At 73.2% G+C, this 22,330-nt stretch carries 17 protein-coding genes and 1 tRNA gene; 15 read left to right on the forward strand and 3 right to left on the reverse strand.

Annotated elements, in window-relative coordinates:
• Positions 1 to 15 precede the first annotated feature (15 nt).
• A complete protein-coding gene (locus KKR89_RS00650; RefSeq protein ID WP_208196791.1) occupies positions 16 to 2,130 on the forward strand; it encodes a S9 family peptidase in 2,115 nt (704 codons plus the stop codon).
• Positions 2,131 to 2,248: 118 nt separating this feature from the next.
• Here the strand turns inward: KKR89_RS00650 and KKR89_RS00655 are convergent, their stop codons facing one another.
• Positions 2,249 to 3,397: a hypothetical protein gene (locus tag KKR89_RS00655; protein ID WP_208196792.1), complete on the reverse strand. Its 1,149-nt coding sequence runs from the start codon at positions 3,395 to 3,397 to the stop codon at positions 2,249 to 2,251.
• On the reverse strand, positions 3,397 to 3,972 hold the full coding sequence (gene dcd, locus KKR89_RS00660) for a dCTP deaminase (protein ID WP_208196793.1): 576 nt from the start codon (positions 3,970 to 3,972) through the stop codon (positions 3,397 to 3,399). Before dcd ends, KKR89_RS00655 begins: the two co-directional genes overlap by 1 nt.
• A gap of 361 nt (positions 3,973 to 4,333) precedes the next feature.
• Here dcd and KKR89_RS00665 point away from each other — a divergent pair, with 361 nt between their 5' ends.
• The gene (locus KKR89_RS00665; RefSeq protein ID WP_208196794.1) at positions 4,334 to 6,802 is read left to right on the forward strand and encodes a GH36-type glycosyl hydrolase domain-containing protein; all 2,469 of its coding nucleotides are present in this window, start codon (positions 4,334 to 4,336) and stop codon (positions 6,800 to 6,802) included.
• 46 nt (positions 6,803 to 6,848) lie between these two features.
• Positions 6,849 to 7,856, forward strand: a complete 1,008-nt coding sequence (locus KKR89_RS00670) for an aldose epimerase family protein (RefSeq protein ID WP_208196795.1) — start codon at positions 6,849 to 6,851, stop codon at positions 7,854 to 7,856.
• Positions 7,857 to 7,943: 87 nt separating this feature from the next.
• Here the strand turns inward: KKR89_RS00670 and KKR89_RS00675 are convergent, their stop codons facing one another.
• Positions 7,944 to 8,543, reverse strand: coding sequence for a GNAT family N-acetyltransferase (locus tag KKR89_RS00675; protein ID WP_208196796.1), 600 nt, complete (start codon positions 8,541 to 8,543; stop codon positions 7,944 to 7,946).
• A gap of 124 nt (positions 8,544 to 8,667) precedes the next feature.
• Between KKR89_RS00675 and KKR89_RS00680 the strand changes: the two genes are divergently transcribed.
• The 12 genes from KKR89_RS00680 (at position 8,668) to KKR89_RS00735 (ending at position 22,282) form a co-directional block, all read left to right on the forward strand.
• A tRNA-Gly gene (locus KKR89_RS00680) sits at positions 8,668 to 8,738 on the forward strand.
• A gap of 297 nt (positions 8,739 to 9,035) precedes the next feature.
• Positions 9,036 to 10,529: a vWA domain-containing protein gene (locus KKR89_RS00685; RefSeq protein WP_208196797.1), complete on the forward strand. Its 1,494-nt coding sequence runs from the start codon at positions 9,036 to 9,038 to the stop codon at positions 10,527 to 10,529.
• A gap of 248 nt (positions 10,530 to 10,777) precedes the next feature.
• Positions 10,778 to 11,971 (forward strand): multidrug effflux MFS transporter, encoded by a 1,194-nt coding sequence (locus KKR89_RS00690; RefSeq protein WP_208196798.1) that lies wholly within the window; start codon positions 10,778 to 10,780, stop codon positions 11,969 to 11,971.
• A 17-nt stretch (positions 11,972 to 11,988) separates the two neighbouring features.
• Positions 11,989 to 13,479: an MFS transporter gene (locus KKR89_RS00695; protein WP_208196799.1), complete on the forward strand. Its 1,491-nt coding sequence runs from the start codon at positions 11,989 to 11,991 to the stop codon at positions 13,477 to 13,479.
• Complete coding sequence (locus tag KKR89_RS00700) at positions 13,398 to 14,684, forward strand: NtaA/DmoA family FMN-dependent monooxygenase (RefSeq protein WP_208196800.1); 1,287 nt, start codon at positions 13,398 to 13,400, stop codon at positions 14,682 to 14,684. The genes KKR89_RS00695 and KKR89_RS00700 overlap by 82 nt, the downstream gene beginning before the upstream one ends.
• 112 nt (positions 14,685 to 14,796) lie before the next feature.
• Positions 14,797 to 16,095, forward strand: a complete 1,299-nt coding sequence (locus KKR89_RS00705) for an NtaA/DmoA family FMN-dependent monooxygenase (protein WP_191783603.1) — start codon at positions 14,797 to 14,799, stop codon at positions 16,093 to 16,095.
• 55 nt (positions 16,096 to 16,150) lie between these two features.
• On the forward strand, positions 16,151 to 17,443 hold the full coding sequence (locus KKR89_RS00710; RefSeq protein WP_208196801.1) for an NtaA/DmoA family FMN-dependent monooxygenase: 1,293 nt from the start codon (positions 16,151 to 16,153) through the stop codon (positions 17,441 to 17,443).
• A 113-nt stretch (positions 17,444 to 17,556) separates the two neighbouring features.
• The gene (locus KKR89_RS00715; protein ID WP_208196802.1) at positions 17,557 to 18,402 is read left to right on the forward strand and encodes a GntR family transcriptional regulator; all 846 of its coding nucleotides are present in this window, start codon (positions 17,557 to 17,559) and stop codon (positions 18,400 to 18,402) included.
• A 193-nt stretch (positions 18,403 to 18,595) separates the two neighbouring features.
• On the forward strand, positions 18,596 to 19,576 hold the full coding sequence (locus KKR89_RS00720) for an ABC transporter ATP-binding protein (RefSeq protein WP_208196803.1): 981 nt from the start codon (positions 18,596 to 18,598) through the stop codon (positions 19,574 to 19,576).
• Positions 19,573 to 20,382, forward strand: a complete 810-nt coding sequence (locus KKR89_RS00725; RefSeq protein ID WP_191783607.1) for an ABC transporter ATP-binding protein — start codon at positions 19,573 to 19,575, stop codon at positions 20,380 to 20,382. Before KKR89_RS00720 ends, KKR89_RS00725 begins: the two co-directional genes overlap by 4 nt.
• Complete coding sequence (locus KKR89_RS00730; protein ID WP_208196804.1) at positions 20,379 to 21,422, forward strand: ABC transporter permease; 1,044 nt, start codon at positions 20,379 to 20,381, stop codon at positions 21,420 to 21,422. The genes KKR89_RS00725 and KKR89_RS00730 overlap by 4 nt, the downstream gene beginning before the upstream one ends.
• Complete coding sequence (locus KKR89_RS00735; protein WP_208196805.1) at positions 21,419 to 22,282, forward strand: ABC transporter permease; 864 nt, start codon at positions 21,419 to 21,421, stop codon at positions 22,280 to 22,282. The genes KKR89_RS00730 and KKR89_RS00735 overlap by 4 nt, the downstream gene beginning before the upstream one ends.
• Positions 22,283 to 22,330: the final 48 nt, after the last annotated feature.

A 22,330-nucleotide genomic window follows, 5' to 3' on the forward strand; every position in this document is an offset into this window, starting at 1 on the left:
TGGTAGGACGGGGGCATGACGACACCTCCCGGCGGCGACGTCCCGGCCGCCACGCCCTTCCACGACCTCGACGCGTACGTCGCGCTGCCGCGCCTGTCCGGCCTCGTGCTGTCGCCCGACGGCACGCGCCTCGTCACGGCCGTCCAGACCCTCGACCGCAAGCGCACCGGCTACGTCACTGCGCTGTGGGAGGTCGACCCCGCGGGTGAGCGTCCGGCGCGACGCCTGACGCGCTCCGCCAAGAGCGAGTCGTCCGCGGCGTTCACGCCCGCCGGCGACCTGCTGTTCACCAGCGCGCGCCCGGACCCCGACGCGCAGGACCCCGACGCCGAGCCGACTCCGGCGCTGTGGCTGCTGCCCGCGGACGGTGCCGAGGCCCGCGTCGTCGCCGACCGTCGTGCGGGCGTCGGCGGTGTGCAGGTCGCGACCGGCGCGCCGACGGTCCTCGTCGTGTCCGACGTCCTGCCGTCGGCGAGCGACCCGGCCGACGACGACCGCCGTCACCAGGAGCGCAAGGACGCCAAGGTCGCGGCGATCCTGCACACGGGCTACCCGGTGCGCTACTGGGACCACGACCTGGGCCCCGGGTCGCCGCACGCACTGGTCGCGACGGTCGGCACCGACGTCGCCGCGCCCCGCGCCGGCGAGGGCGACCCCCGGCTCGACCTGCGCGACGTCACGCCCGACGCGCGCATCGAGCTGCTGGAGCAGTCGCCCGCGCTCAGCCCCGACGGCCGCACGGTCGTCACGCCGTGGAACCGCGGGGGAGCGCGCGGCGAGCTGCGCACCCACCTGGTGGCCGTCGACGTCGCGACGGGGGAGCGTCGCGTGCTCGTCGAGGACGAGGCCGGGGACATCGGCCACCCCGTCGTGTCACCCGACGGGCGGTGGGTCGCCTACGCCCGCGAGACGATCTCGACGCCCCACCGCGCACCGGCCGTCGAGCTGTGCGTCGTGCCGTTCGCAGGCGGTGAGCCGCGCCGCCTCGCCGCCGGGTGGGACCGCTGGCCGTCGAGCCCGGTCTGGCTGCCCTCGTCCGACGCGCTCCTGGTGGTGGCGGACGACGACGGCCGCGCCCCGGTGTTCCACGTGGAACTGAGCTCCGACACCGTGACGCGCGTGACCAGCGACGACGCGGCGTTCTCCGACGTGCGCGTCAGCCCCGACGGACGGACCGCCTACGCACTGCGCACGTCCTACGAGGCGCCTGCGCACCCGGTGCGCATCGACCTCGCGGCCGCGCTCGCGGGTGCGCCCGTCGCTGCCGAGGCGCTGCTCTCGCCCGCCGCCGACGTCCCGCTCCCCGGGCGCCTGGAGGAGGTCGTGACGACGGCCGCCGACGGCACGCGCGTGCGCGCCTGGCTCGCCCTGCCCGACGGCGCCGGCCCCGACGCGAAGGCGCCGCTGCTGCTGTGGATCCACGGCGGACCCCTCGCCTCGTGGAACGCGTGGTCGTGGCGGTGGAACCCGTGGCTGATGGTCGCGCGCGGCTACGCCGTGCTGCTGCCGGACCCCGCGCTGTCGACCGGCTACGGCCAGGACTTCGTGCAGCGCGGCTGGGGGTCGTGGGGCGCCGCGCCGTACACCGACCTGCTCGCCGCGACCGACGCCGCGCTCGAGCGCGACGACCTCGACCCGGAGCGCACGGCCGCCATGGGCGGGTCGTTCGGCGGGTACATGGCCAACTGGGTGGCCGGGCACACCGACCGCTTCCGCGCGATCGTCACGCACGCGAGCCTGTGGGCCCTCGACCAGTTCGGTCCCACGACGGACGCGGCGTACTACTGGCAGCGCGAGATGACGCCCGAGATGGCGCTGGAGAACTCGCCGCACCGGTTCGTCGCCGACATCGTCACGCCGATGCTCGTCGTCCACGGCGACAAGGACTACCGCGTGCCCATCGGCGAGGGCCTGCGCCTGTGGTACGAGCTGCTCTCGGCCTCCGGCCTGCCCGCCGACGAGCAGGGGCGCAGCCCGCACCGGTTCCTCTACTACCCGGACGAGAACCACTGGATCCTGCAGCCGCAGCACGCCAAGGTCTGGTACGGCACGGTCGAGGCGTTCCTCGCCGAGCACGTCCTGCGCCGCACTGGCGACGACGCGCCCCGCTACCCGGACCTCCTGGGCTGACGCCCCGGGCGCACCAGCACCGGGAAGTGGTCGCCCAGGTGACCACTTCCCGGTGCCCGCCGCGCAGATGCGACCACTCCCGCCGGGAGAGGGTCGCAGGGGCCCGCCCGCACCGAGCTCAGAGGTCGGCCGGGTCCACCAGGAATTCGGCCTCGTCGGCGATCTCGCCGCCCGTCACGGCCTGGAGCGCCTTCGTCACCGTCGCGATGAGCGGTGTCGACCGGCTGCGCGCGACACGGTGCTCCAACGACGGCTTCTCGCGCTCGATCTGCTCGATCTCGAACGGCTCCCACCGCACGCGGTAGGCCACGACCCCGTCCTTCGTCCAGGGCAGGTTCTCCATGAGCGGCGGCAGCTGCTCGCACGCGGCGACCTCGACGGCGAGCATGCCGTCGACGCCCAGGTCGACGAGGACGCCGAACGCCTCGGCCGGCGGCGGGTCGGCGAGCATGAGCTGGTCGTAGGCGTCGGCCTCGGCCATGAGCCGGCGACGCTCGTCGGCGTCCGCGACGCCGTGCTCCTCGAGCGCCGCGCGCAGACCCGCACCGCCGGGCTCGCGGGCTCCGCCCACCGATCCCTGCGAGCCGCGTCCGGCCAGGACCGTCGGCCCCGACCAGGTGCCCGGCGTCGCGACCGACAGGTAGGCGCGCGGCTGCACGCCCTGCACGACCGCGAGCACGTGCTCCGGCTCGAGCCACCGGTCGGTGAGCACGGTCAGGTCGGTGGCGGCGTCCGGGTCGGGCGTCAGGACGACGCCCGTCTGCGTGCGCACCGACCCGCCGAGCCGTCGCGCGGCCGCGACGAGCCACTGCAGCACGCGCTCCTCCTCACGGATCGGCAGACCGTCCGGGAACGCGCGCTTGAAGCCGTCGCGGTCGCCACCCGGCCAGGGGCGCTCACCCCGCTCGCGCGGCGCGTCGAGCACCCAGACCATGACGGTCGTGGCCGGCAGGCCCAGGGCGATCGCGTCGTGCGCGCCGATCCCGTAGGGGCCGGCGAGGGACGACAGGCGCGCGAGCCGCAGGACGCGGGAGGGCCGGGCGCTCCGGCGGGCGACCGAGCGCATGCCGAAGGCCGCGGTCACGGCCGGCAGCACGCCCGTGCGGGCCGGGGCCTCCGCGGCGCGCGCGTCCTCCCAGCGGGAGTTGCGGAACCTGCTGGCGGCGAGGACCTCGATCTCCTCGGGCTCGACGCCGGCGGGCAGCGCGAGCAGGTGACGCCCGGCGAGCGTCGGGTCGGTGACGACGAGCGGCGGGTACGCGGCCATCAGACCTCCGTCCGGTGGAACCCCTGCCAGGACCGCGACGCCGTGGGCCCGCGCTGCCCCTGGTACCGCGAGCCGGAGGCCGCCGAGCCGTAGGGGTTCTCCGTGGGCGACGTCAGGCGGAAGAAGCAGAGCTGGCCGATCTTCATGCCGGGCCACAGCAGGATCGGCAGCGTCGCGACGTTCGAGAGCTCGAGCGTGACGTGCCCCGTGAAGCCGGGGTCGATGAACCCCGCGGTCGAGTGCGTCAGGAGCCCCAGACGCCCGAGCGACGACTTGCCCTCGAGGCGCGCCGCGACGTCGTCGGGCAGCGTGACCTGCTCGTAGGTCGAGCCGAGGACGAACTCGCCGGGGTGCAGGACGAACGGCTCGCTGCCGTCGACCTCGACCAGACGCGTGAGGTCGGGCTGCTCGGCAGCCGGGTCGATGAACGGGTACTTGTGGTTGTCGAACAGCCGAAAGTACCGGTCGAGGCGCACGTCGACGCTCGACGGCTGGACCATCGCGGGCTCGTAGGGCTTGAGCGCGACCCTGCCCGTCTCGAGCTCGGCACGGATGTCGCGGTCGGAGAGCAGCACGGGGACACCGTAGTGCCGAACCGGTGGGAACCGACCCGCGCCGCGTGGCTGTCACACGTTCCTCACACGGACGGCGGGTCGCCGCGGGGTGCGCCGGGCGGCGCGGGACCGGTGGATCGCGTCGGTGAAAGGTCACGGACCATTCCGGGCGGATCAGCCTTCGGGTTATGCTGTGCCCGCTTCGCGTGTGGGAGCGCTCTCGCCCCGTCCGGCGAGGCGCTGCGACGTCGAGCGCGCGGGCGTACCCGCGATGTAGTTCCGTAGGACGACCAGGTACCTGAGCAGGGTCGCTGACACCTGGCGTGCACCTCCCGGTGACGCCGCGGTCCTCGGCCGTGCGACGAGGCACGAGAGGCATGCGATGCGGTTCGGCCACTTCGACGACTCGGCGCGCGAGTACGTCGTCACCACGCCCCACACCCCCTACCCGTGGATCAACTACCTCGGGTCGGAGCGGTTCTTCTCGCTGCTCTCGCACCAGGCCGGTGGGTACTCGTTCTACCGCGACGCCAAGATGCGGCGTCTGACGCGGTACCGCTACAACAACGTCCCCGCCGACACCGGTGGCCGCTACCTGTACGTCAACGACGGCGGCGACGTGTGGACCCCGTCATGGCTGCCGGTCAAGGCGGACCTGGACCACTTCGAGGCGCGGCACGGTCTCGGCTACTCCCGCATCACGGGTGAGCGCGGGGGCCTGCGGGTCGCCACGACGTTCTTCGTCCCGCTCGGCGAGGACGCCGAGGTGCAGCGCGTCGCGGTGACCAACACCTCCGACGCTGAGAAGACCGTCACCCTGTTCTCGTTCGTCGAGTTCTGCCTGTGGAACGCGCAGGACGACCAGACGAACTACCAGCGCAACCTGTCGATCGGCGAGGTCGAGGTCGAGCAGGACGGCCCGCACGGGTCCGCGATCTTCCACAAGACCGAGTACCGCGAGCGGCGCGACCACTACGCCGTGTTCGGCGTGAACACCCGCGCGGACGGCTTCGACACCGACCGCGACACGTTCGTCGGTGCGTACAACTCCCTGGGCGAGGCGGCCGTGCCGCGCGCGGGGGCGTCGAGCGACTCGGTCGCCTCGGGCTGGTACCCGATCGGCTCGCACTCGGTGCGCGTGACCCTCGCCCCGGGCGAGACGCGCGACCTCGTGTACGTCCTGGGCTACCTGGAGAACGCGCAGGACGAGAAGTGGGCCGACGACGCCCACCAGGTCGTCAACAAGGAGAAGGCGCACGCGCTGCTGGGGCGCTTCGCGACGGCCGAGCAGGCCGACGCCGCGGTCGAGGCGCTGCAGACGTACTGGACCGAGCTGCTCTCGACGTACTCGGTGCGCTCGGGGGACGAGAAGCTCGACCGGATGGTCAACATCTGGAACCAGTACCAGTGCATGGTCACGTTCAACATGTCGCGCTCGGCGTCGTACTTCGAGACCGGCATCGGCCGTGGCATGGGCTTCCGCGACTCCAACCAGGACCTGCTGGGCTTCGTGCACCTGGTCCCCGAGCGCGCACGCGAGCGGATCATCGACATCGCGTCGACGCAGTTCGAGGACGGGTCGGCGTACCACCAGTACCAGCCGCTGACGAAGCGCGGGAACAACGACATCGGGTCGGGCTTCAACGACGACCCGCTGTGGCTGATCGCGGGTGTCGCCGGGTACGTCAAGGAGACCGGGGACTTCTCGATCCTCGACGAGCCCGTGCCGTTCGACAACGCGGCCGGCTCCGAGGTCCCGCTGTTCGAGCACCTGACGCGCTCGTTCGACTTCACGGTCAACAACCGCGGTCCGCACGGCCTGCCGCTCATCGGCCGCGCCGACTGGAACGACTGCCTCAACCTCAACTGCTTCTCCACCGAGCCCGGCGAGTCGTTCCAGACCACCGAGAACCAGGTCGGCGGCCACGCCGAGTCCGTGTTCATCGCCGCCCAGTTCGTGCTCTACGGCGAGCAGTACGCCGAGCTCGCGGAGCGCCGCGGCCTCACCGAGGTCGCGTCGCAGGCCCGCAAGGTCGTCGGCGAGGTCCGCGAGGCCGTGCTCGAGCACGCGTGGGACGGCCGCTGGTTCCTGCGGGCGTACGACTTCTACGGCAACCCGGTCGGCACCGACGCCACGCCCGAGGGCAAGATCTGGATCGAGCCGCAGGGCTTCGCCGTCATGGCCGGCATCGGCGTGGGCGACGGTCCCGACGACGTGGAGGCGCCCGCGATCCAGGCTCTCGACGCGGTCGACGAGATGCTCGGCACGCCGCACGGCCTCGTGCTGCAGTACCCGGCGTACACGACGTACCAGATCGAGCTCGGCGAGGTCTCCACGTACCCGCCCGGGTACAAGGAGAACGGTGGCATCTTCTGCCACAACAACCCGTGGGTGATCATCGCCGAGACGGTCGTCGGCCGTGGCGACAAGGCGTTCGACTACTACAAGCGGATCACCCCGGCGTACCGCGAGGAGATCAGCGACGTCCACAGGCTCGAGCCGTACGTGTACGCGCAGATGATCGCCGGCAAGCAGGCGCCGCGCGCCGGCGAGGCCAAGAACTCGTGGCTCACCGGCACCGCGGCGTGGAACTTCGTGGCGGTCTCGCAGTACCTGCTGGGCGTCCGGCCCGACTACGACGGCCTCGTCGTCGACCCGCAGATCGGCCCGGACGTCCCGTCGTTCACCGTCACGCGCGTCGCCCGCGGTGCGACGTACGAGATCACGGTGACCAACTCCGGTGCCCGCGGCTCGCGCGGCACGCTCGTCGTCGACGGCTCGCCGGTCGAGGGCAACCACGTCCCGTACGCCCCCGCGGGCAGCACCGTCCGCGTCGAGGTCACGCTCTGACCGGGGCCGCTGGGCGCCCGGCGCCGACAGCAGGGGGCTGCCGCCGATGACGATCACCGCACAGATCACCGAGCCCACGCCCGCCCCGGTCACCACGGCCGTCGCGGCACCTCCGGGCGCCGTCACGCTGCGCAACGCCCGCTGGGAGGTCGACGTGCTGCCCGGCACCGGCGCGGCGCTCGGCGCCGGGCGCATCCGCACGGCGGACGGGGTGTGGCGCGACCTGCTGCGCCCGACCCGCCGGACGTCGTCGGGCGACCCGGAGAAGTGCGCGAGCTTCCCGATGGTGCCGTGGTCCAACCGCATCCGCGGCGGCGTGCTGCCGTTCGCGGGGCGGCGGTGGCAGCTGCAGCGCAACGCCGCCGACGGCACCGCGATCCACGGTGCCGTGCGGTACGCGCACTGGGAGGTCGTCGAGCGCAGCGGCACGGCCGTGACGCTCGCCGTCGACACGGCCGAGCAGGTCGGCATCAACTTCCCGTGGCAGTTCGGTGCGACGGTCCGCTACGCGCTCGACGGTGACGGCCTGGTCGTGACGACGTCGGTGCGCAACACGGACGTCGAGCCGTTCCCGGCCGGCTTCGGCCACCACCCGTACCTCAGCCGCGCGCTGCTGCCCGTCGGTGCGCCCGTCCGTGAGTACCCGCCGACCGCGGGACCGCTCCTGCACGTGCCCGCCGAGGCGGGGTACCGGCTGTCGCGGGCCCTCCCGGACGGCCCCGCCGGCCCGGTGCCGCCGCGCGCGGACTTCCGGTCCCGCCGCCCCCTGGGCTCGGGGTTCGTGGACGACGTGCTCACGGCGCTCGACCCGACGCAGCCCGTGCGCGTCGAGTACGCCGACGAGGGCGTCACCGTCGACCTCACCGTCGACCCGGTCTACCGGCACCTCGTCCTGTACGCCCCGCGCCGCCGCTGCTACTTCGCGCTGGAGCCCGCGACCAACGTCAACGACGGCTTCCGGCTGCACGACCAGGGCGTGCCCGGGACGGGCGTGTTCGTCCTGGACCCCGGCGAGGAGCGCTCGGGCAGCTTCCGCCTCTCCGTCACGGCCTGACCCCACCCACCCGCCCGGCCGTGAGAGTGCAATCGAGTACCGGGCGGTGCGGCCGCCCGTGCCTGGCCACCTTGCTGGGCCCGACCTTCACCGCAGGTCGAGCACCATCCGGTGCCCGTCACCGTAGGCGGTGTCGCGGACGAGGCCCATGTGCTCGTAGAACGCGATGGCCCGGGTGTTGCGCGGGTCGACCCCCAGGTGCACGCCGGGCACGCCGCGGTCCCGCAGCGCGTCCGCCAGGGTCTCGATGAGACGGCGGCCCCAGCCGTGACCCTGCAGCCGCGGCAACAGGTCGATGTGCAGGTGGGCGGGTGCCGAGGCCGGCACCGACGGCGACCCGGGGTCGTGGATCTGCGCGCGCAGCACGTGGTCCGCCGTGCCGTCGCGCGGGTCGGCGAGCCGCGGGTAGCGGGCGCGCAGGACCGGCCACCACGCGCGCTCGCACCACGTGGCGAACGCCGCGGTGTCGGCCGTGGCCACGACGTACCCGGCGATGCCCTGCTCGTCGACGACCACGAACGACAGGCCCGGGTCGGCCGTCGGGTACGGCCCGCAGTAGACGTGCCCCAGCAGCTCCGGATCGCGGTAGAGGGCCGTCGCGTCCTCGCCCGCGGCGCCCGTCAGCAGGCACACCCGGTACATGCCGGGCAGGTCGGAGGCGTGGAACGGGCGCATCGACGCGGTCACCGTCCCGACCCTGCCACCCGCCGGGCGTCACGACCAGGCGCGACCGGTCGCGGCGCGGTCCGGGTTGGAGGACCACACCGGGTAGCGGGTAGGATCGTTGCCGCAGCGTCCGTGAGGGCGCCGCGCGGGTGTAGTTCAGTGGCAGAACTTCAGCTTCCCAAGCTGATAGCGCGAGTTCGATTCTCGTCACCCGCTCCCTTCGCCGCCGGGTCTCGTCCCCGGCCCCACGGCTCCGGTGCCCGGCCGTCGTCGCCCTGCGACCCGCAGCAGGACCGCCGCCGCGCGCGGCATCCGCATGTCCACGAGGCACCCGGCGACCCGCGTCACCGCATCTCGATCCGCACAAGGTGAGGTCACGGTCCGGCCACGCGGCGGGGGTCGTGGACACGGAAGCCCATCGTTCGGGTCACGAGCCCGCAACTCCCGTCCGGGACGCCCCGCCCGCGCCCTAGCGTCTGGCCCCACGCCACGACCACGGAGACGGGGACAGCGATGAGGACGAACCACGGCAGGGTGACGCGACTGGCCGGAGCCGCGCTCGTGGCGGCCGTCGCGCTGGTGGGCTGCTCGGCGGGCGACGGCTACTCGGACGCGACGGGGGCCGTCGAGCCCGGGCCGGAGGGCTGGGGGATGCCCGCGCCGGACCCCGTCCCGACGGGTTCGGCGGCCACGTCGGGGATGACGGACCCCGCGCACGACGCCCTGTCCACGTTCGCCCTCGACATCGACACCGGCTCCTACACGCGGTTCCGGGACGCGGTCTCCCAGGGGGCGTCGATCGACGCGCGCGAGGTCCGCACCGAGGAGTTCGTCAACTACTTCGAGCAGGACTACCCCGCCCCGCGGGACGGGCTGGGGGTCAGCATCGACGCCGTCGAGCTGCCGTTCCGGGCCGACCACCGGCTCGTCCGCGTGGGCATCAGCAGCGCGCCCGCGTCGAGCGTGTCCCGCGACGACGTCGACCTCGTGCTCGTCGTCGACTGCTCGGGGTCGATGGACGAGGCCGGGAAGATGGCGACGACCCAGGCCGCGCTGCGCACCCTGGTCTCGGCGCTGCGGCCGACCGACCGCGTGGCCATGGTCTGCTACTCCGACGAGGCCGAGGTGGTGCTCGACCCGACGCCGGTGTCCGAGCGTCAGGGCGTCCTGGCGGCGGTCGACGCGCTCACCCCCCAGGCCTCGACGAACGCCGCGGCGGGCCTCGCGCTCGGCTACGACGTGGCCATGGACATGCGCACCGAGGGTCGGATGACGCGGGTCGTCCTCATCAGCGACGGCGTCGCGAACGTCGGTGAGACCGACCCCGACGGGATCCTGTCGCGCATCAGCACCGAGGCCAGGGCCGGGATCAACCTCGTCTCGGTCGGCGTCGGCATCACCACCTACGACGACCACCTGCTCGAGCAGCTCGCCGACCAGGGCGACGGCTGGCACGTCTACATCGACACCGCGGCCGAGGCCGAGCGCGTGTTCGGCACCGGGCTGACCGGCTCGCTCGTCGTCGCGGCGCGGGACGCGAAGGCGCAGGTGCAGTTCGACCCGGCCCAGGTCGCCGGCTACCGGCTGCTGGGCTACGAGAACCGCGCGGTCGCCGACGGCGACTTCCGCAACGACGCCGTCGACGGCGGGGAGGTCTTCGCCGGTCACGCGACGACGGCGCTCTACGAGGTCGCCCTCCGTGAGGGGGTGTCTTTCGAGCCGTTCGTGACGGCGACCGTGCGCTACCTCGACGACGCGGGCGAGCCCGTCGAGCGCTCCGGCAGCCTCGACGGGTCCGCGAGCGCGACCTCCCCGCGCGAGGCGTCCCCGCGCCTGCGCCAGGACCTCGTCGTCGCGCTGCTGACCGACCACCTCGTCGGCGGGCCGTGGTCCACGGTCGTCGGTGCCGCCGACCTCCGCGCTGAGGCGGCGGCCCTGCCCGCGGTCCTCGACGGGGACCGCGACGTGGCGCAGCTCGTGGACCTCGTCGACCGGGCGACCGGCTGACCGGCTGACCCCGGGCACGGCCCCCCGCCGGGCACTGCGCCACGGCGTTGCGCGGCGGGCAGCGCAATGCGCCCGTCATGCGCGCCGCGCGGGCACGAAATACGCCCCCTGCACGCTCGTCGGACAGCGCGGACGTCCCGGAGCCGCGCCCTCGCCGATGGGGTGTCGTGGTCGAGACCGTCACTGCCGCAGCACGCGACCGGCGCGCGCGCGTCCGCGCCGCCGGACCGCCAGGAGGCGTCGGTCCCGTGCGAGCGCTGCTCGTGCTGGGCCTGGTGACCTGGCTCGGGCCGCTGTCCCTCGACGCCTACGGACCCGCGCTGCCGGCCATCGCCGTCGACCTCGACGCGGGGCCGACGGCGGTCCAGCTGACGCTGTCCGCGCTGGTCGTGGGGCTCGCCGTCGGGCACCTGTTCGCGGGGTCGCTGAGCGACCGGTTCGGCCGCCGGCCGGTCCTGCTGACGGGGCTGGCGGCCTTCGTCGTCACCACGACGATGTGTGCGCTGGCACCCGGCATCGGGACCCTGGTGGCGGCGCGTCTGCTGCAAGGGCTGGCCGCCGCCACGGCGCTCGTCATCACCAAGGCCGCGGCGCGGGACCTGTATGACGGCGTCACGCTCGCGAGGTTCCTGTCGCACCTCGCGGCGATCATGCCGGTCGCCCCCGCGCTGGGGCCCCTCCTGGCGGCCGTGCTGCTCGAGGCGTTCTCGTGGCGGGCCATCTTCGTGCTGGTGGCCGCCGTGGGCGCGGCCGCGCTCGTCGTGGTGCACCGCAGCTGGCCGGAGACCTCGCCCGCGCACGTCGGGGCGGCGCCGGCAGGAGGACGCACGCCCGGGCCACCCGGTCGGCAGGTCGTCGTGGAGCTGCTGAGGGACCGCGGCTTCCTCACGTGCGTCATCACGTTCGCGCTGGGCAGCGCGGTCGGCCTGGTCCTCGTCGCCGGCGCCCCCTTCGTGCTGCAGGAGGGCTACGGCCTGAGTCCGCAGGCCTACAGCCTGCTGTTCGTGGCGAACGCGGTCGTGCTGGTCGGTGCGGCCCAGCTGAACGCGCGCCTGCTGCGGCGGCTGCGGCCCGGGCGGGTCGTGGCGCTCAGCCTGACGTGCCAGCTCGCGGTCGCCGGTGCGCTCACGGTGGCCCTGTCCACGTCGGTGCCGGTCGGGCCGATCCTGGTCGGTCTGGTCGTGATCGTGTTCTTCCACGGCTTCCTCATGCCCAACCTCGTGGCGATCGGCATGCACGGTGTGCCGCAGCAGCGCGCGGGCACGGCTGCGGCGCTCATCGGCGCCGGGCAGTACCTCGTCGGAGGGCTCGCGGCGCCGGTGGTCGGGCTGCTCGGGGCACGGCCGGCAGCGCTGGGCGCGACCATGGTGGCGCTCGCGGCGGCGGCCCTGGTCGTGCACGTGGGCGGGGAGCGCCGGCGTCGCGCACGGGGGACGCTGTGAGGCCCCGGCCGGGTGAGGTGACCACGAGGGCGCTGCTGCCGGCGCTCGCGGTCTGCGTGCTGCCGTTCTCGATCATGCAGTCGGCGGTGTCACCGCTGCTCGGCACCTTCGGCGAGCGCCTGGGCGTCGACCAGGCGGGCACGATGTGGATCTTCACCGCGTTCCTGCTCAGCGCCACGGTGACGACCCCCGTCCTCGGACGACTCGGTGACCTGCACGGCAAGCGGCGGTGGATGCTGATCGTCGTCGTCGTCCAGGTCGTCGGCACGGTGGCGTGCGCCGTGGCGGGCGACCTCGCCACGATGCTCCTGGGACGTGCGCTGCAGGGCACCGGTGGCGCCCTCTTCCCGCTCGCCTACGGACTGCTCCGCGACCACCTTCCACCGTCCCGGGTGGCGCTGGGCATCGGCGTGCTGAGCTCGGTGCTGGGTGCCGGCGGTTCGATCGGCGTGGTCACGGCCGGGCCGGTCGAGCGCCTGCTGGGACCGGCGTGGGTGTTCGGGCTGCCCGGTGTGCTGATGGCGGGTTCCCTGCTGCTCATCGTCGGCCTCGTCCCCGAGAGCCCGCAGCGCAGCGTCGGGGGTCTGTCGTGGCCCTCCGCGGTCCTCCTGGGCGCCGGCCTGCTGGCGTCGATGCTCGTGCTCAGCACCCTCGGGGCCTGGCCGGCCGCGGTGGTCGGGACGATCGCCGTCCTCGGCGTGGTGACGATGCTGGCGTGGGCGAGGGTCGAGGCCCGTGCGACGTGGCCCCTGATCGACGTCCGGCTGCTCCGGGCGCGCGGCATGTGGACGACGAACCTCTGCTCGATGCTGGTCGGGTTCGCGCTGATCCAGAGCTTCCTGGTCGTCCCGCAGCTGCTGCTGCTGCCCGCCGACAGCGGCTTCGGCTTCGGCGTCGACGTCGTGCACGTCGGCCTCTACGTGCTGCCGTCCAGCCTGGCCATGCTGGCGTTCAGCCCCGTGTCGGGCTGGCTCGGCGGACGCGCCGGCGCCCGCGCCCCGCTCATCGTGGGGGCCCTGCTGTGCGCGACCGCCTACGCGGCCCTCGCCTTCGGCCACCGTGAGATCTGGGCCGTGGTCGGCGCGAACGCCCTCAACGGGATCGGCGCCGCCCTGGCCTTCTCCGCGCTGCCCAACCTCACCGTGCGGGCGGCACCCGTGGACCGCACCGGGGTCGCCACCGCGATCACCACGGTCGCGCGCACGGCGGGCGGCGCGCTGGGGACCCAGGTCGCGGCGGTCGTGCTCGCGACCGCGACGCCCGTCGGGGCGAGCCACCCCGACGAGATCGGGTTCACCGCGGTCTTCGCCGTCATGGTCGTCGCGATGGTCGGGTGCCTGGCCGTCGCGATGGCCGTTCCGCGAAACCCCCACCCCCCATGCCCTCCTCGTCCGCCCCTCGTCGTCACCCCGAGAAGGAGCACCACATGCACATGGCCTGGTTCCTCAGCTATGCCGTCCAGGCGTGGGGTCAGCCCTGGGCCGGCCGCGCCGGCACCGAATGGGTGACACCCGACCTGTACGTCGACGCCGCGCGGTCCCTGGAGCGCGCCGGGTTCGACTACCTGATGTTCGAGGACGGCTCGTTCGTCCCGGACGCCTACGGCTCCAGCATGGAGTGGTCGCTCGCACACGCCGCCGCGGCCCCGAAGCACGACCCGCTGCCGTTGGTCTCGTTGATCGCCCAGGAGACCGAGCGCATCGGCCTGATCGCCACGATCACCACGTCGTTCTACCCGCCGTACCTCGCGGCGCGGCTGCTGGCCACGCTGGACCACCTGAGCAGGGGACGGATCGGCGTGAACGTCGTGACCTCGCACAACGACCGCACGGCCCAGAACTACGGGCAGCCCGCGCAGCTCGACCACGACCTGCGCTACGAGATCGCCGCCGACTGGCTGGAGGCGGTCCGGGCGCTGTGGGACACCTGGGAGCCGGGCGCGCTGGCGCTCGACGAGACGACCGGCACGTTCGCGGACCCACAGAAGGTGCACTACGCGGACTACGTCGGCACCCACCACCGCACCCGCGGACCGCTCAACACGCCAGCCGGGCCCCAGCACCACCCGGTGGTCTGCCAGGCCGGCGGCTCCCCGGCCGGGCGCGACCTGGCGGCGCGGTACGCCGACACGGTGGTCGCGCAGGCACGGGACGTCGCGGAGATGACCGAGTACAAGGCCGACCTCGCGGCACGTGCGGCGGCGGCCGGGCGCGACCCGGACGACGTCAAGGTCCTGTTCCTGGCCGGTTTCACGTTCGGGGACACCGACGACGAGGCGCGCACCGCACTGCGGCGCAAGCAGGCGTACGCCGCCGCCCACCCGGAGGTCGCGCTGGCGTCGCTGTCCTTCGCGAGCGGGATCGACTTCGCGCGGTTCGACCTGGACGCGCCGCTGCCGCCCGTCGAGACGAACGCCGCGCAGAGCGTCGTCGGGCTGCACCTCAGGGACACCGAGGGGATGACGCTCCGCGAGATCGCCGCACGTCGCAGCACCGGTGCCGTCGAGTTCACCGGGACTCCCGCGAGCATCGCCGACGCCATGGCCGAGGCGGCGGCGGCGTCCGGCGCCGACGGGTTCATGGTGCAGGCGCCCATCACGCGTCGCAACGTCACGATGATCGCCGACGGCCTGGCCCCCGAGCTGCGCCGTCGCGGCCTGATCCGCGACGGGTACGACTACCCGACGCTGCGCGAGAACCTGCTCGCCGGGTGAGCGCGCGACAGGCCCCCCGCCGCACCCGCGCAATACCCGTGGAACGTCACCGTCGCGGCGATGTCACGTCCGCAGGGTGCACTTGGCCACGACCCCACGACAGGAGGCACTGATGTTCCACCTCGGTTGGTTCCTCGGCACCGGCTTCGGTGTGTACGGCTGGAACACCCCGTGGGCGGGGAACGTCGCCCAGGACGTCGGCAACCCGGGGCTCTTCGCGGACATGGCCGCCGCGCTCGAGCGCGCGGGCTTCGACTACATGATGCTCGAGGACTCCTCGGTGCTCCCCGACATCTACGAGGGCAGCTTCCGGCACTCGCTGAAGGTCGCCACCGTACGGTTCGACCCGCTGCCGCTGGTGCCGCACCTGACCCGCCGGACGCGGCACATCGGCATCATCGCCACGGCCGCGACGACGTTCTACCCGCCCTTCCTGGCGGCGCGGCTCTACCAGTCGCTCGACCACCTGACCGGTGGTCGGGTCGGGCTGAACCTCGTCACCGCCAGTCCTCACGCGGCCGCGCAGAACTACGGCCTCGAGCAGCACGTCGAGCACGACCTGCGGTACGAGATGGCGGACGAGTGGACGCGCACGGTCACGGCGCTGTGGGAGTCGTGGGAGCCCGACGCCGTCGTGCTCGACGAGAGCACGGGCGTCTTCGCCGACCACACGAAGGTGCACGCGGTCCACCAGCAGGGGCGCTGGCACTCCTCCCGGGGGCCGCTCAACACGATCCCGGGGCCGCAGCGGCGCCCGGTCCTGTGCCAGGCCGGCGGGTCCCCGGCGGGGCGGGACCTCGCGGCCGCGCACGCCGACACCATCGTCTCGGCCGTCGTCGGGGTGGAGGCGATGAGGGAGTTCCGGGAGGACATCTCGCGCCGTCTCGTCGCGCACGGGCGCCGGCCGGAGGACGCCAAGGTGCTGTTCCTGGTGGACCCGGTGCTCGGCGACACCGACCGGGCGGCGCAGGACCGCGCGGAGCGCAAGACCGCGGCCATGGCCGCGAGCCTGGAGAACGCCCTGGCCGGCCTGTCGTACGTCAGCGGCATCGACTTCTCCCGCTTCGACCCGGACGAGCCGTTCCCCGACGTCGCGTCGAGGACCAACGGCCACCAGAGCACCGTGGCCGACTACCAGAAGGCCGGTGCCGGCAAGACGCTGCGCGAGGTGGCCCTGACGCGGCGGGTGGCCGAGTCGATCCCGCTGGTGGGCAGCCCGGACACCGTCGCCGACCAGATGGCCGAGGCCATGGACCACGCCGGCGGGGACGGGTTCCTGATCGCCTCACCCGTGACGCGGCGCGGCATCTCCGAGGTCGCGGACGGACTCGCGCCCGTCCTGCGCCGGCGCGGGCTGATCCGTGACGGCTACGAGCACGCCACGTTCCGCGAGAACCTCCTCGCCTTCTGACGCCCTGGTGGCGCCCCCGTGACGCCCCGCCCCCACCTCCAAGGAGATCGCAGACATGTTCCACATGGGTTGGTTTCTCACCACCGGTTTCGGCGTGTACGGCTGGAACCAGCCGTGGTCGGGCAACGTCCGGTCGGACGTCGGTCGACCCGACCTGTTCGTCGACACCGCGACCTCGCTCGAGCGAGCCGGCTTCGACTACCTGATGTTCGAGGACTCCTCCGTGCTGCCGGACGTCTTCCGCGGCTCGTTCGAGAGCTCGGTCCGCGGCGGCCAGGCCGTGCGGTTCGACCCCATGCCGCTGATGCCGCTGGTCGCCCAGGCCACGTCGCGCATCGGCATCGTCGCGACCGCCGCCACCACGTTCTACCCGCCGTTCCTCGCGGCGCGGCTCTACCAGACCCTCGACCACCTGACCGACGGGCGCATCGGCATCAACCTGGTCACGGCCAGCCCGCACGCCGCCGCGCAGAACTACGGCCTCGAGAAGCACGTGGAGCACGACCTGCGGTACGAGATGGCCGACGAGTGGATGCAGGCGGTGGACGCGCTGTGGGGCAGCTGGGAGACCGGTGCGCTGCAGATGGACGAGTCGACCGGCGTGTTCGCCGATCACACGAAGATCCACCACGTCGACTTCGAGGGCGGCTTCTACCGCACGCGCGGCCCCCTCAACACTCCGCCCGGCCCCCAGGGGCGTCCCGTGATCTGCCAGGCCGGGGGGTCACCCGCGGGCCGCAACCTCGGGGCCACGCACGCCGACACCATCATCTCGGCCGTGGTCGGGGTGGACGCGATGAAGGCCTACCGGGACGACATCAGCGAGCGCCTGCTGGCCGTGGGCCGCAAGCCGTCGGACGTCAAGGTGCTGTTCCTCGTCGCGCCCATCCTGGCCGACACCGACGCGGAGGCGCAGGAGAAGCGCGACCGGATGCGCGCGGCGCAGGCGGCGAACATCGACGGCAACCTCGCCGCGATGTCGTACTTCACCAGCATGGACTTCTCGAAGTTCGACCTCGACGCGCCCCTGCCGGACCTGAGCGAGAACAACGGCCACCAGTCCACGATGGCGGACTTCGCGAGGTCCGGGAAGACGCTGCGGGAGATCGCGGCCAACCACCGGACCATCGAGTCGATCGAGCTGTGCGGCACCACCGAGACGGTGGCCGGCCAGATGGCCGAGGCGATGGAGCACGCCGGTGGTGACGGCTTCCTCATCGCGTCCCCCGTCACCAGGAAGAACGTGGCCGAGATCGCGGACGGCCTCGCGCCCGTCCTGCGCCGCAAGGGCCTGATCCGGTCGGGCTACGACTACGCGCACTTCCGGGACAACCTCCTGGCCTTCTGAGGCCGCATGTGCGGGGAGCGGGCCGGACCCCGCTCCCGGACCGACGCGTCGATGGGGCCGCACCTCGCCCGGGAACCGGGCGAGCCTGCACCGACCCATCCTGGGAGGTCACCGTGCCGCCACGCAGTTTCGAAGAGCTCGAGCGGGAACGTCTCGTCCACAGCCGCGCACGACGACGGACGGTCGCGGACCGGCACACCTCGCCGCGCCGCGCCTACGAGCAGCTCCGGTCCGCCATCCGGTCCGGGAGGCTGCTCGACGGGCGGGCGTTCGACGAGCAGCGGCTGGTGGACGAGCTCGGTGCGAGCCGCAACTCGGTCCGCTCGGCGCTGCAGCACCTGACCCGTGAGGGTCTGCTGGAGCGGCGCACCAAGACGGGGACGCAGGTCCGCCACCCGTTCATGCGGATCCCGATCGGTGAGCTGCTGCCGAGCGACGTCACCGTCCCGGGCCGTTACCCGCAGGTCGTGGTGCACGATCTCGGCAGCCGCGTCTCCACCCCGGACCCCGAGGTGGAGACCGAGCTGGAGACGGGGCGCGACGTCCTCGTCATGGAGCACGTCGGGCTGTTCGGGGGCACGCCCGCGTACCACCGCATCGCCTACCTGCCGCTGCACGACCCGCCCGAGGTGGTGCTCGCGCGCGTGGCCGCGCTCCACGAGCAGCTGCTGTGCTTCGCCGCGTCGTTCCGGAGCATCTTCGGCTGCCCCGCGGGGGAGTGGAAGGCGTCGGTCGAGGCCGTCGCGGCCGACGCCGTCCTGGCGGCGCACCTCACGGTGCCGGAGCGCTCACCGGTGCTGCTCCGGGAGCTGGTGCTGCGCGACTCCGCGGGACGGGTGCGCGACCTGAGCTTCACCCACTTCCGGGGCGACATGGTCGCGATCGGCTCGACCTCGCACGCCCGCCCGGTGGCCCGTCGGCGCAATCTGGACGTCACAAGCAGAGCCACCGGTTCGTAACACGGTTCCCGCAGTGTTGCGCCACGACAGGACGCAGCCCCGCACCCCTGGTGCAGGCCCTGATCAGCACGAGGATCACCGGCCGACACCGGGATCACCTCCACCGTCACGACGCCGTGGGCTCCGCTCCGGAGTCGCGCGCGCCGCCCCGCTCCAGACCTGATCTCGTCCGCGACATCCATGAGGTGGTGCCATGTTCAGCACGACGCTTCGCGATCGAAGCCCGGCCGGCTCCCCGGCGCAACGACCCCGGCTGCGTGCGGAGGAGCCCGCACCGGGCGCGGACCTCCTGCGGGTGCAGGACCTGACCGTGCGGTACGGCGGACCCGACGGTGCGACCGCGGTGCGCGACGTCTCCTTCGACATCGGGCGGGGCGAGCGCATCGCCCTGGTCGGCGAGTCCGGGTCGGGCAAGACGACCCTGGCGATGGCCGTCGCCGGCTTCCTGCCCCCCGAGGCGCACGTCACCACGACCGCCATGGAGTTCGCCGGCCGCTCCATCTCCGACCGTCGACCGGGCCGCCTCCCGCGGCGCACGCCCGGCATGGCGATGGTCTTCCAGGACGCGATGACGTCCCTCGACCCGGTGTGGTCGGTGGGTAGCCAGCTGCTCGCCGTCCTGCGGGCGGACGGGCGGGCGTCCCGCTCGGACGACGACGCGCGCGCTCGTGACTGGCTGCGACGTGTGGGTCTGACGGACCTGGATCGCGTGATGCGGGCCCGGCCGTACGAGCTGTCCGGGGGCATGCGCCAGCGCGTCATGATGGCGCTCGCGCTGTGCGGTCAGCCGCGGCTGCTGATCGCGGACGAGCCGACGAGCGCGCTGGACGCGTCGTTGGCGCGCGCCACCATGGACCTGCTGCTGGAGCTGACCAGCACCACCCAGACGTCGCTGCTCATCGTCAGCCACGACATCCACCTCTGCCTGGACTACTCCGACCGGACCTTCGTCATGTACCAGGGGGACCTGGTGGAGCAGGCGGCGTCGGCGGACCTCGCATCACGGGCACGCCACCCCTACACGCAGGGCCTGCTGCGGTGCATCCCGACGCTCGCCGACGTGGGACGCGACTACCTCCCGACGCTGGACGCGGTGATGGCCGAGAGCCGGCTCGCCGTGGCCGCGGGGGGCGAGCTCGACGACGGCGCGGACCTCGCTCGGGGTGCGGCATGAGAGCGTCCGTGACCCTGACGGCCGACAAGGTCACCAAGTTCTTCGGCTCCCGCGCCCACCGGCACGCGGCCGTCAGCGAGGTCGACCTGACCGTGACCGACGTCAGCCGGATCGGTCTGGTCGGTGAGTCCGGGTCCGGCAAGTCCACGCTGGGCAGGATGCTCGTCGGGCTGGAGGTGCCGAGCGAGGGGGCGGTGTACCTCGACGGTCAGCGCCTCGACGTCCTCCTGCGGTTCCGCGGGCAGCGCGCCGAGGTCCGCCGAACCGTCCAGTACATCGCGCAGGACACCACGTCGTCCTTCGACCCGCGGCGCACCCTGCTGGACTCGGTGATGCAGCCCCTGCTGCACCTGTTCGGACTGCCGCGGACCACCGCGCGCGCACGGGCCCTCGAGACGATCGAGTCGCTCGGCCTGCCGCCGGCGATGGCCGAGCGCTACCCCCGGTACGTCTCGGGAGGTCAGCGCCAGCGGTTCGCGATCGCCCGGGCCCTGGTCGTCGAGCCGAAGATCCTCGTCTGCGACGAGGTCGTCTCCGCGCTCGACGTCTCCGTCCAGGGCGCGATCCTCAACCTGCTCAAGCGGGCGTGCCTCGAGCGCGGGGCGGGGCTCGTGTTCGTGTCGCACGGCCTGCCGGCGACGGGGTTCGTCTGTGACGAGCTCGCGGTGATGCACCGCGGGCAGATCGTCGAGCGGGGCGGCTCCGCGGACGTACTGACGGACCCCCGGCACGAGTACACGCGGGGCCTGGTCCGAGCCCACGAGACCCGCCGCCCCGTCGGGGCCGGCACCGCGGTGCTGCCGTGAGGGCCTGGGTGGTCCGTCAGCGCTGGTGGGCCACGCGCGTGGCGATGCTGCCGGCGCACCTGCTGGTCTTCGTGGTCCTCACGTTCGTCCTGGTGCGTGCCATGCCGGGGGACCCGGTGCTGGTGCTGCTGGGTCAGAACTACACGCCCCAGGCGTACGCGGCCCTGCAGGCGGACCTCGGCCTGGCCGGGAGCCTGCCGGAGCAGCTCGTCGGCTACGTGGTGAACCTCGTGCAGCTGGACCTGGGGCAGTCGCTCATGACGGGACGTGAGGTGGTCGCGGAGTTCGCGCAGCGACTGCCCGGCACCCTCGAGCTGGCGATGTGCGCCCTGGCGATCTCGGCGCTCGTCAGCTGCCTCGTCGCCTACGTCGTGGTGCTCCACCCGCGCAACCCGGTGTCCGCGACGGTCCGTGCCTACGCCCGGGCCGCCGGGGCGATCCCGGAGTACGTCCTGGCGGTCGCCGGGCTGATCGTCTTCTACGCGGCCCTCGGGTGGGCTCCGGCGCCCGTCGGACGCCTCGACATCCAGATCCTGCCGCCGCCGCGCGTGACCGGGTTCCCGCTGCTGGACGCCGTGCTGGCCGGCAACGTCGAGGCGGCGGGGTCGATCGTGTCCCACCTCGTGCTCCCCGTCGGCGTGATGGTCCTCGCGCAGTCGGCGCTGCTCATCAAGCTGTGGGTGGCCGGCCTGGAGGACGCGATCGACGACCCCGTGACCCGGTTCCGGGTCGCCTCCGGGGCGTCCCGCGCGGCGGTGGTGCTCAGCGTGTACCGCCGTGCGGCACCACCGGTGATCACCATGACCGGCACGCTGTTCGGCTACCTGATCGGCGGCGCCGTGGTGATGGAGGGCCTCTTCGGGTTCAACGGCATGGGCCAGTACGCGGTGGACGCCGTGAACTCGGGCGACTTCATCGCCTTGCAGGGGTTCCTGCTGGTCGTCGCCGCGATGTCCCTGGTCGTCTTCCTCGTCGTCGACATCGTCAACATGCTGCTGGACCCCCGGCGGCGTCCCGGAGTCCGGGTGGAGGAGTCATGAGCGCGTCGACCGTCACCGTTCCCGCCGTCGAGGCCCCCGCGCGCGACCGCACCGACCGCACGGGCTGGTGGAAGGTCGTGCCGTTCGTCGTGATCGCGCTGGTCGCGGTCGTCGGGCCGTTCCTGCTGCCCTACGACCCGACGCGCGTGGTCGCGTCGGCATCGGTCCCGCCGGGTGGCGACCACTGGTTCGGCACGGACTCCGCCGGCCTGGACGTGTTCTCCCGCGTCGTGGCCGCCACGCGCCTGAACCTCGTCATCGCGGGGCTCGTCACCGTGCTCGCCACGTTGATCGGGGCGCTGGTCGGCATCCTGATCGGCATGAACGAGTCCCGGCGGGGGCCGCTGGGCCTGGCGGCGCGTGGTCTGAGCCGCCTCGTCGACCTGGCCGACGCCGTCCCGGCCATCGTGCTGGGCCTCGTCGTCATCAGCTTCTTCGGGGCCAGCGCACCCACCATCGTGGTGTGCCTGGCGGTGATCCTCTCGCCGATCCAGATCCGTCTGATCCGCACCGAGGTGCTGCGCGTGCGAGCCGAGGCGTACCTCGACGCCGCGCGGATCGCGGGCGTCGGTGAGCTGCGGCTGACGTTCCGGCACGTCATGCCGAACTCGGTGAGCGCCGCGTGGGAGAACACGTCCGTCGTGTTCGCGGTCTCCATCATCGTCACGGCTGCCCTCGGCTTCGTCGGCGTGGGGATGCCGCCGCCGACGCCGGAGTGGGGAGCGATGCTGAGCCGCGGCGCACCCGACGCCGTCGCCGGCCGGTGGTGGTCCGCGACCTTCCCGGCCGCCGCCCTGGCCCTCGCGGTCGGCGCGTTCGCCCTGGCCGCGAGCGAGGTCCTGCGCCGCAGGCGCCGTTGACCCTCCGGCCGACGCCTCCAGCTCGGCCACCCCGACGCCCCCGCCTCC

Source organism: Cellulomonas dongxiuzhuiae, assembly GCF_018623035.1.
GTDB classification, from domain to species: domain Bacteria; phylum Actinomycetota; class Actinomycetes; order Actinomycetales; family Cellulomonadaceae; genus Cellulomonas; species Cellulomonas dongxiuzhuiae.

Excerpts from the sequence above, each read along its gene's own strand:
- KKR89_RS00720 (WP_208196803.1), top strand. The coding sequence starts at position 18,596 with ATGTTCAGCACGACGCTTCGCGATCGAAGCCCGGCCGGCTCCCCGGCG.
- KKR89_RS00700 (WP_208196800.1), top strand. The coding sequence starts at position 13,398 with ATGCACATGGCCTGGTTCCTCAGCTATGCCGTCCAGGCGTGGGGTCAG.
- KKR89_RS00655 (WP_208196792.1), bottom strand. The coding sequence starts at position 3,397 with ATGGCCGCGTACCCGCCGCTCGTCGTCACCGACCCGACGCTCGCCGGG.
- KKR89_RS00705 (WP_191783603.1), top strand. The coding sequence starts at position 14,797 with ATGTTCCACCTCGGTTGGTTCCTCGGCACCGGCTTCGGTGTGTACGGC.
- KKR89_RS00725 (WP_191783607.1), top strand. The coding sequence starts at position 19,573 with ATGAGAGCGTCCGTGACCCTGACGGCCGACAAGGTCACCAAGTTCTTC.
- KKR89_RS00670 (WP_208196795.1), top strand. The coding sequence starts at position 6,849 with ATGACGATCACCGCACAGATCACCGAGCCCACGCCCGCCCCGGTCACC.
- KKR89_RS00685 (WP_208196797.1), top strand. The coding sequence starts at position 9,036 with ATGAGGACGAACCACGGCAGGGTGACGCGACTGGCCGGAGCCGCGCTC.
- KKR89_RS00735 (WP_208196805.1), top strand. The coding sequence starts at position 21,419 with ATGAGCGCGTCGACCGTCACCGTTCCCGCCGTCGAGGCCCCCGCGCGC.
- KKR89_RS00665 (WP_208196794.1), top strand. The coding sequence starts at position 4,334 with ATGCGGTTCGGCCACTTCGACGACTCGGCGCGCGAGTACGTCGTCACC.
- KKR89_RS00650 (WP_208196791.1), top strand. The coding sequence starts at position 16 with ATGACGACACCTCCCGGCGGCGACGTCCCGGCCGCCACGCCCTTCCAC.
- KKR89_RS00710 (WP_208196801.1), top strand. The coding sequence starts at position 16,151 with ATGTTCCACATGGGTTGGTTTCTCACCACCGGTTTCGGCGTGTACGGC.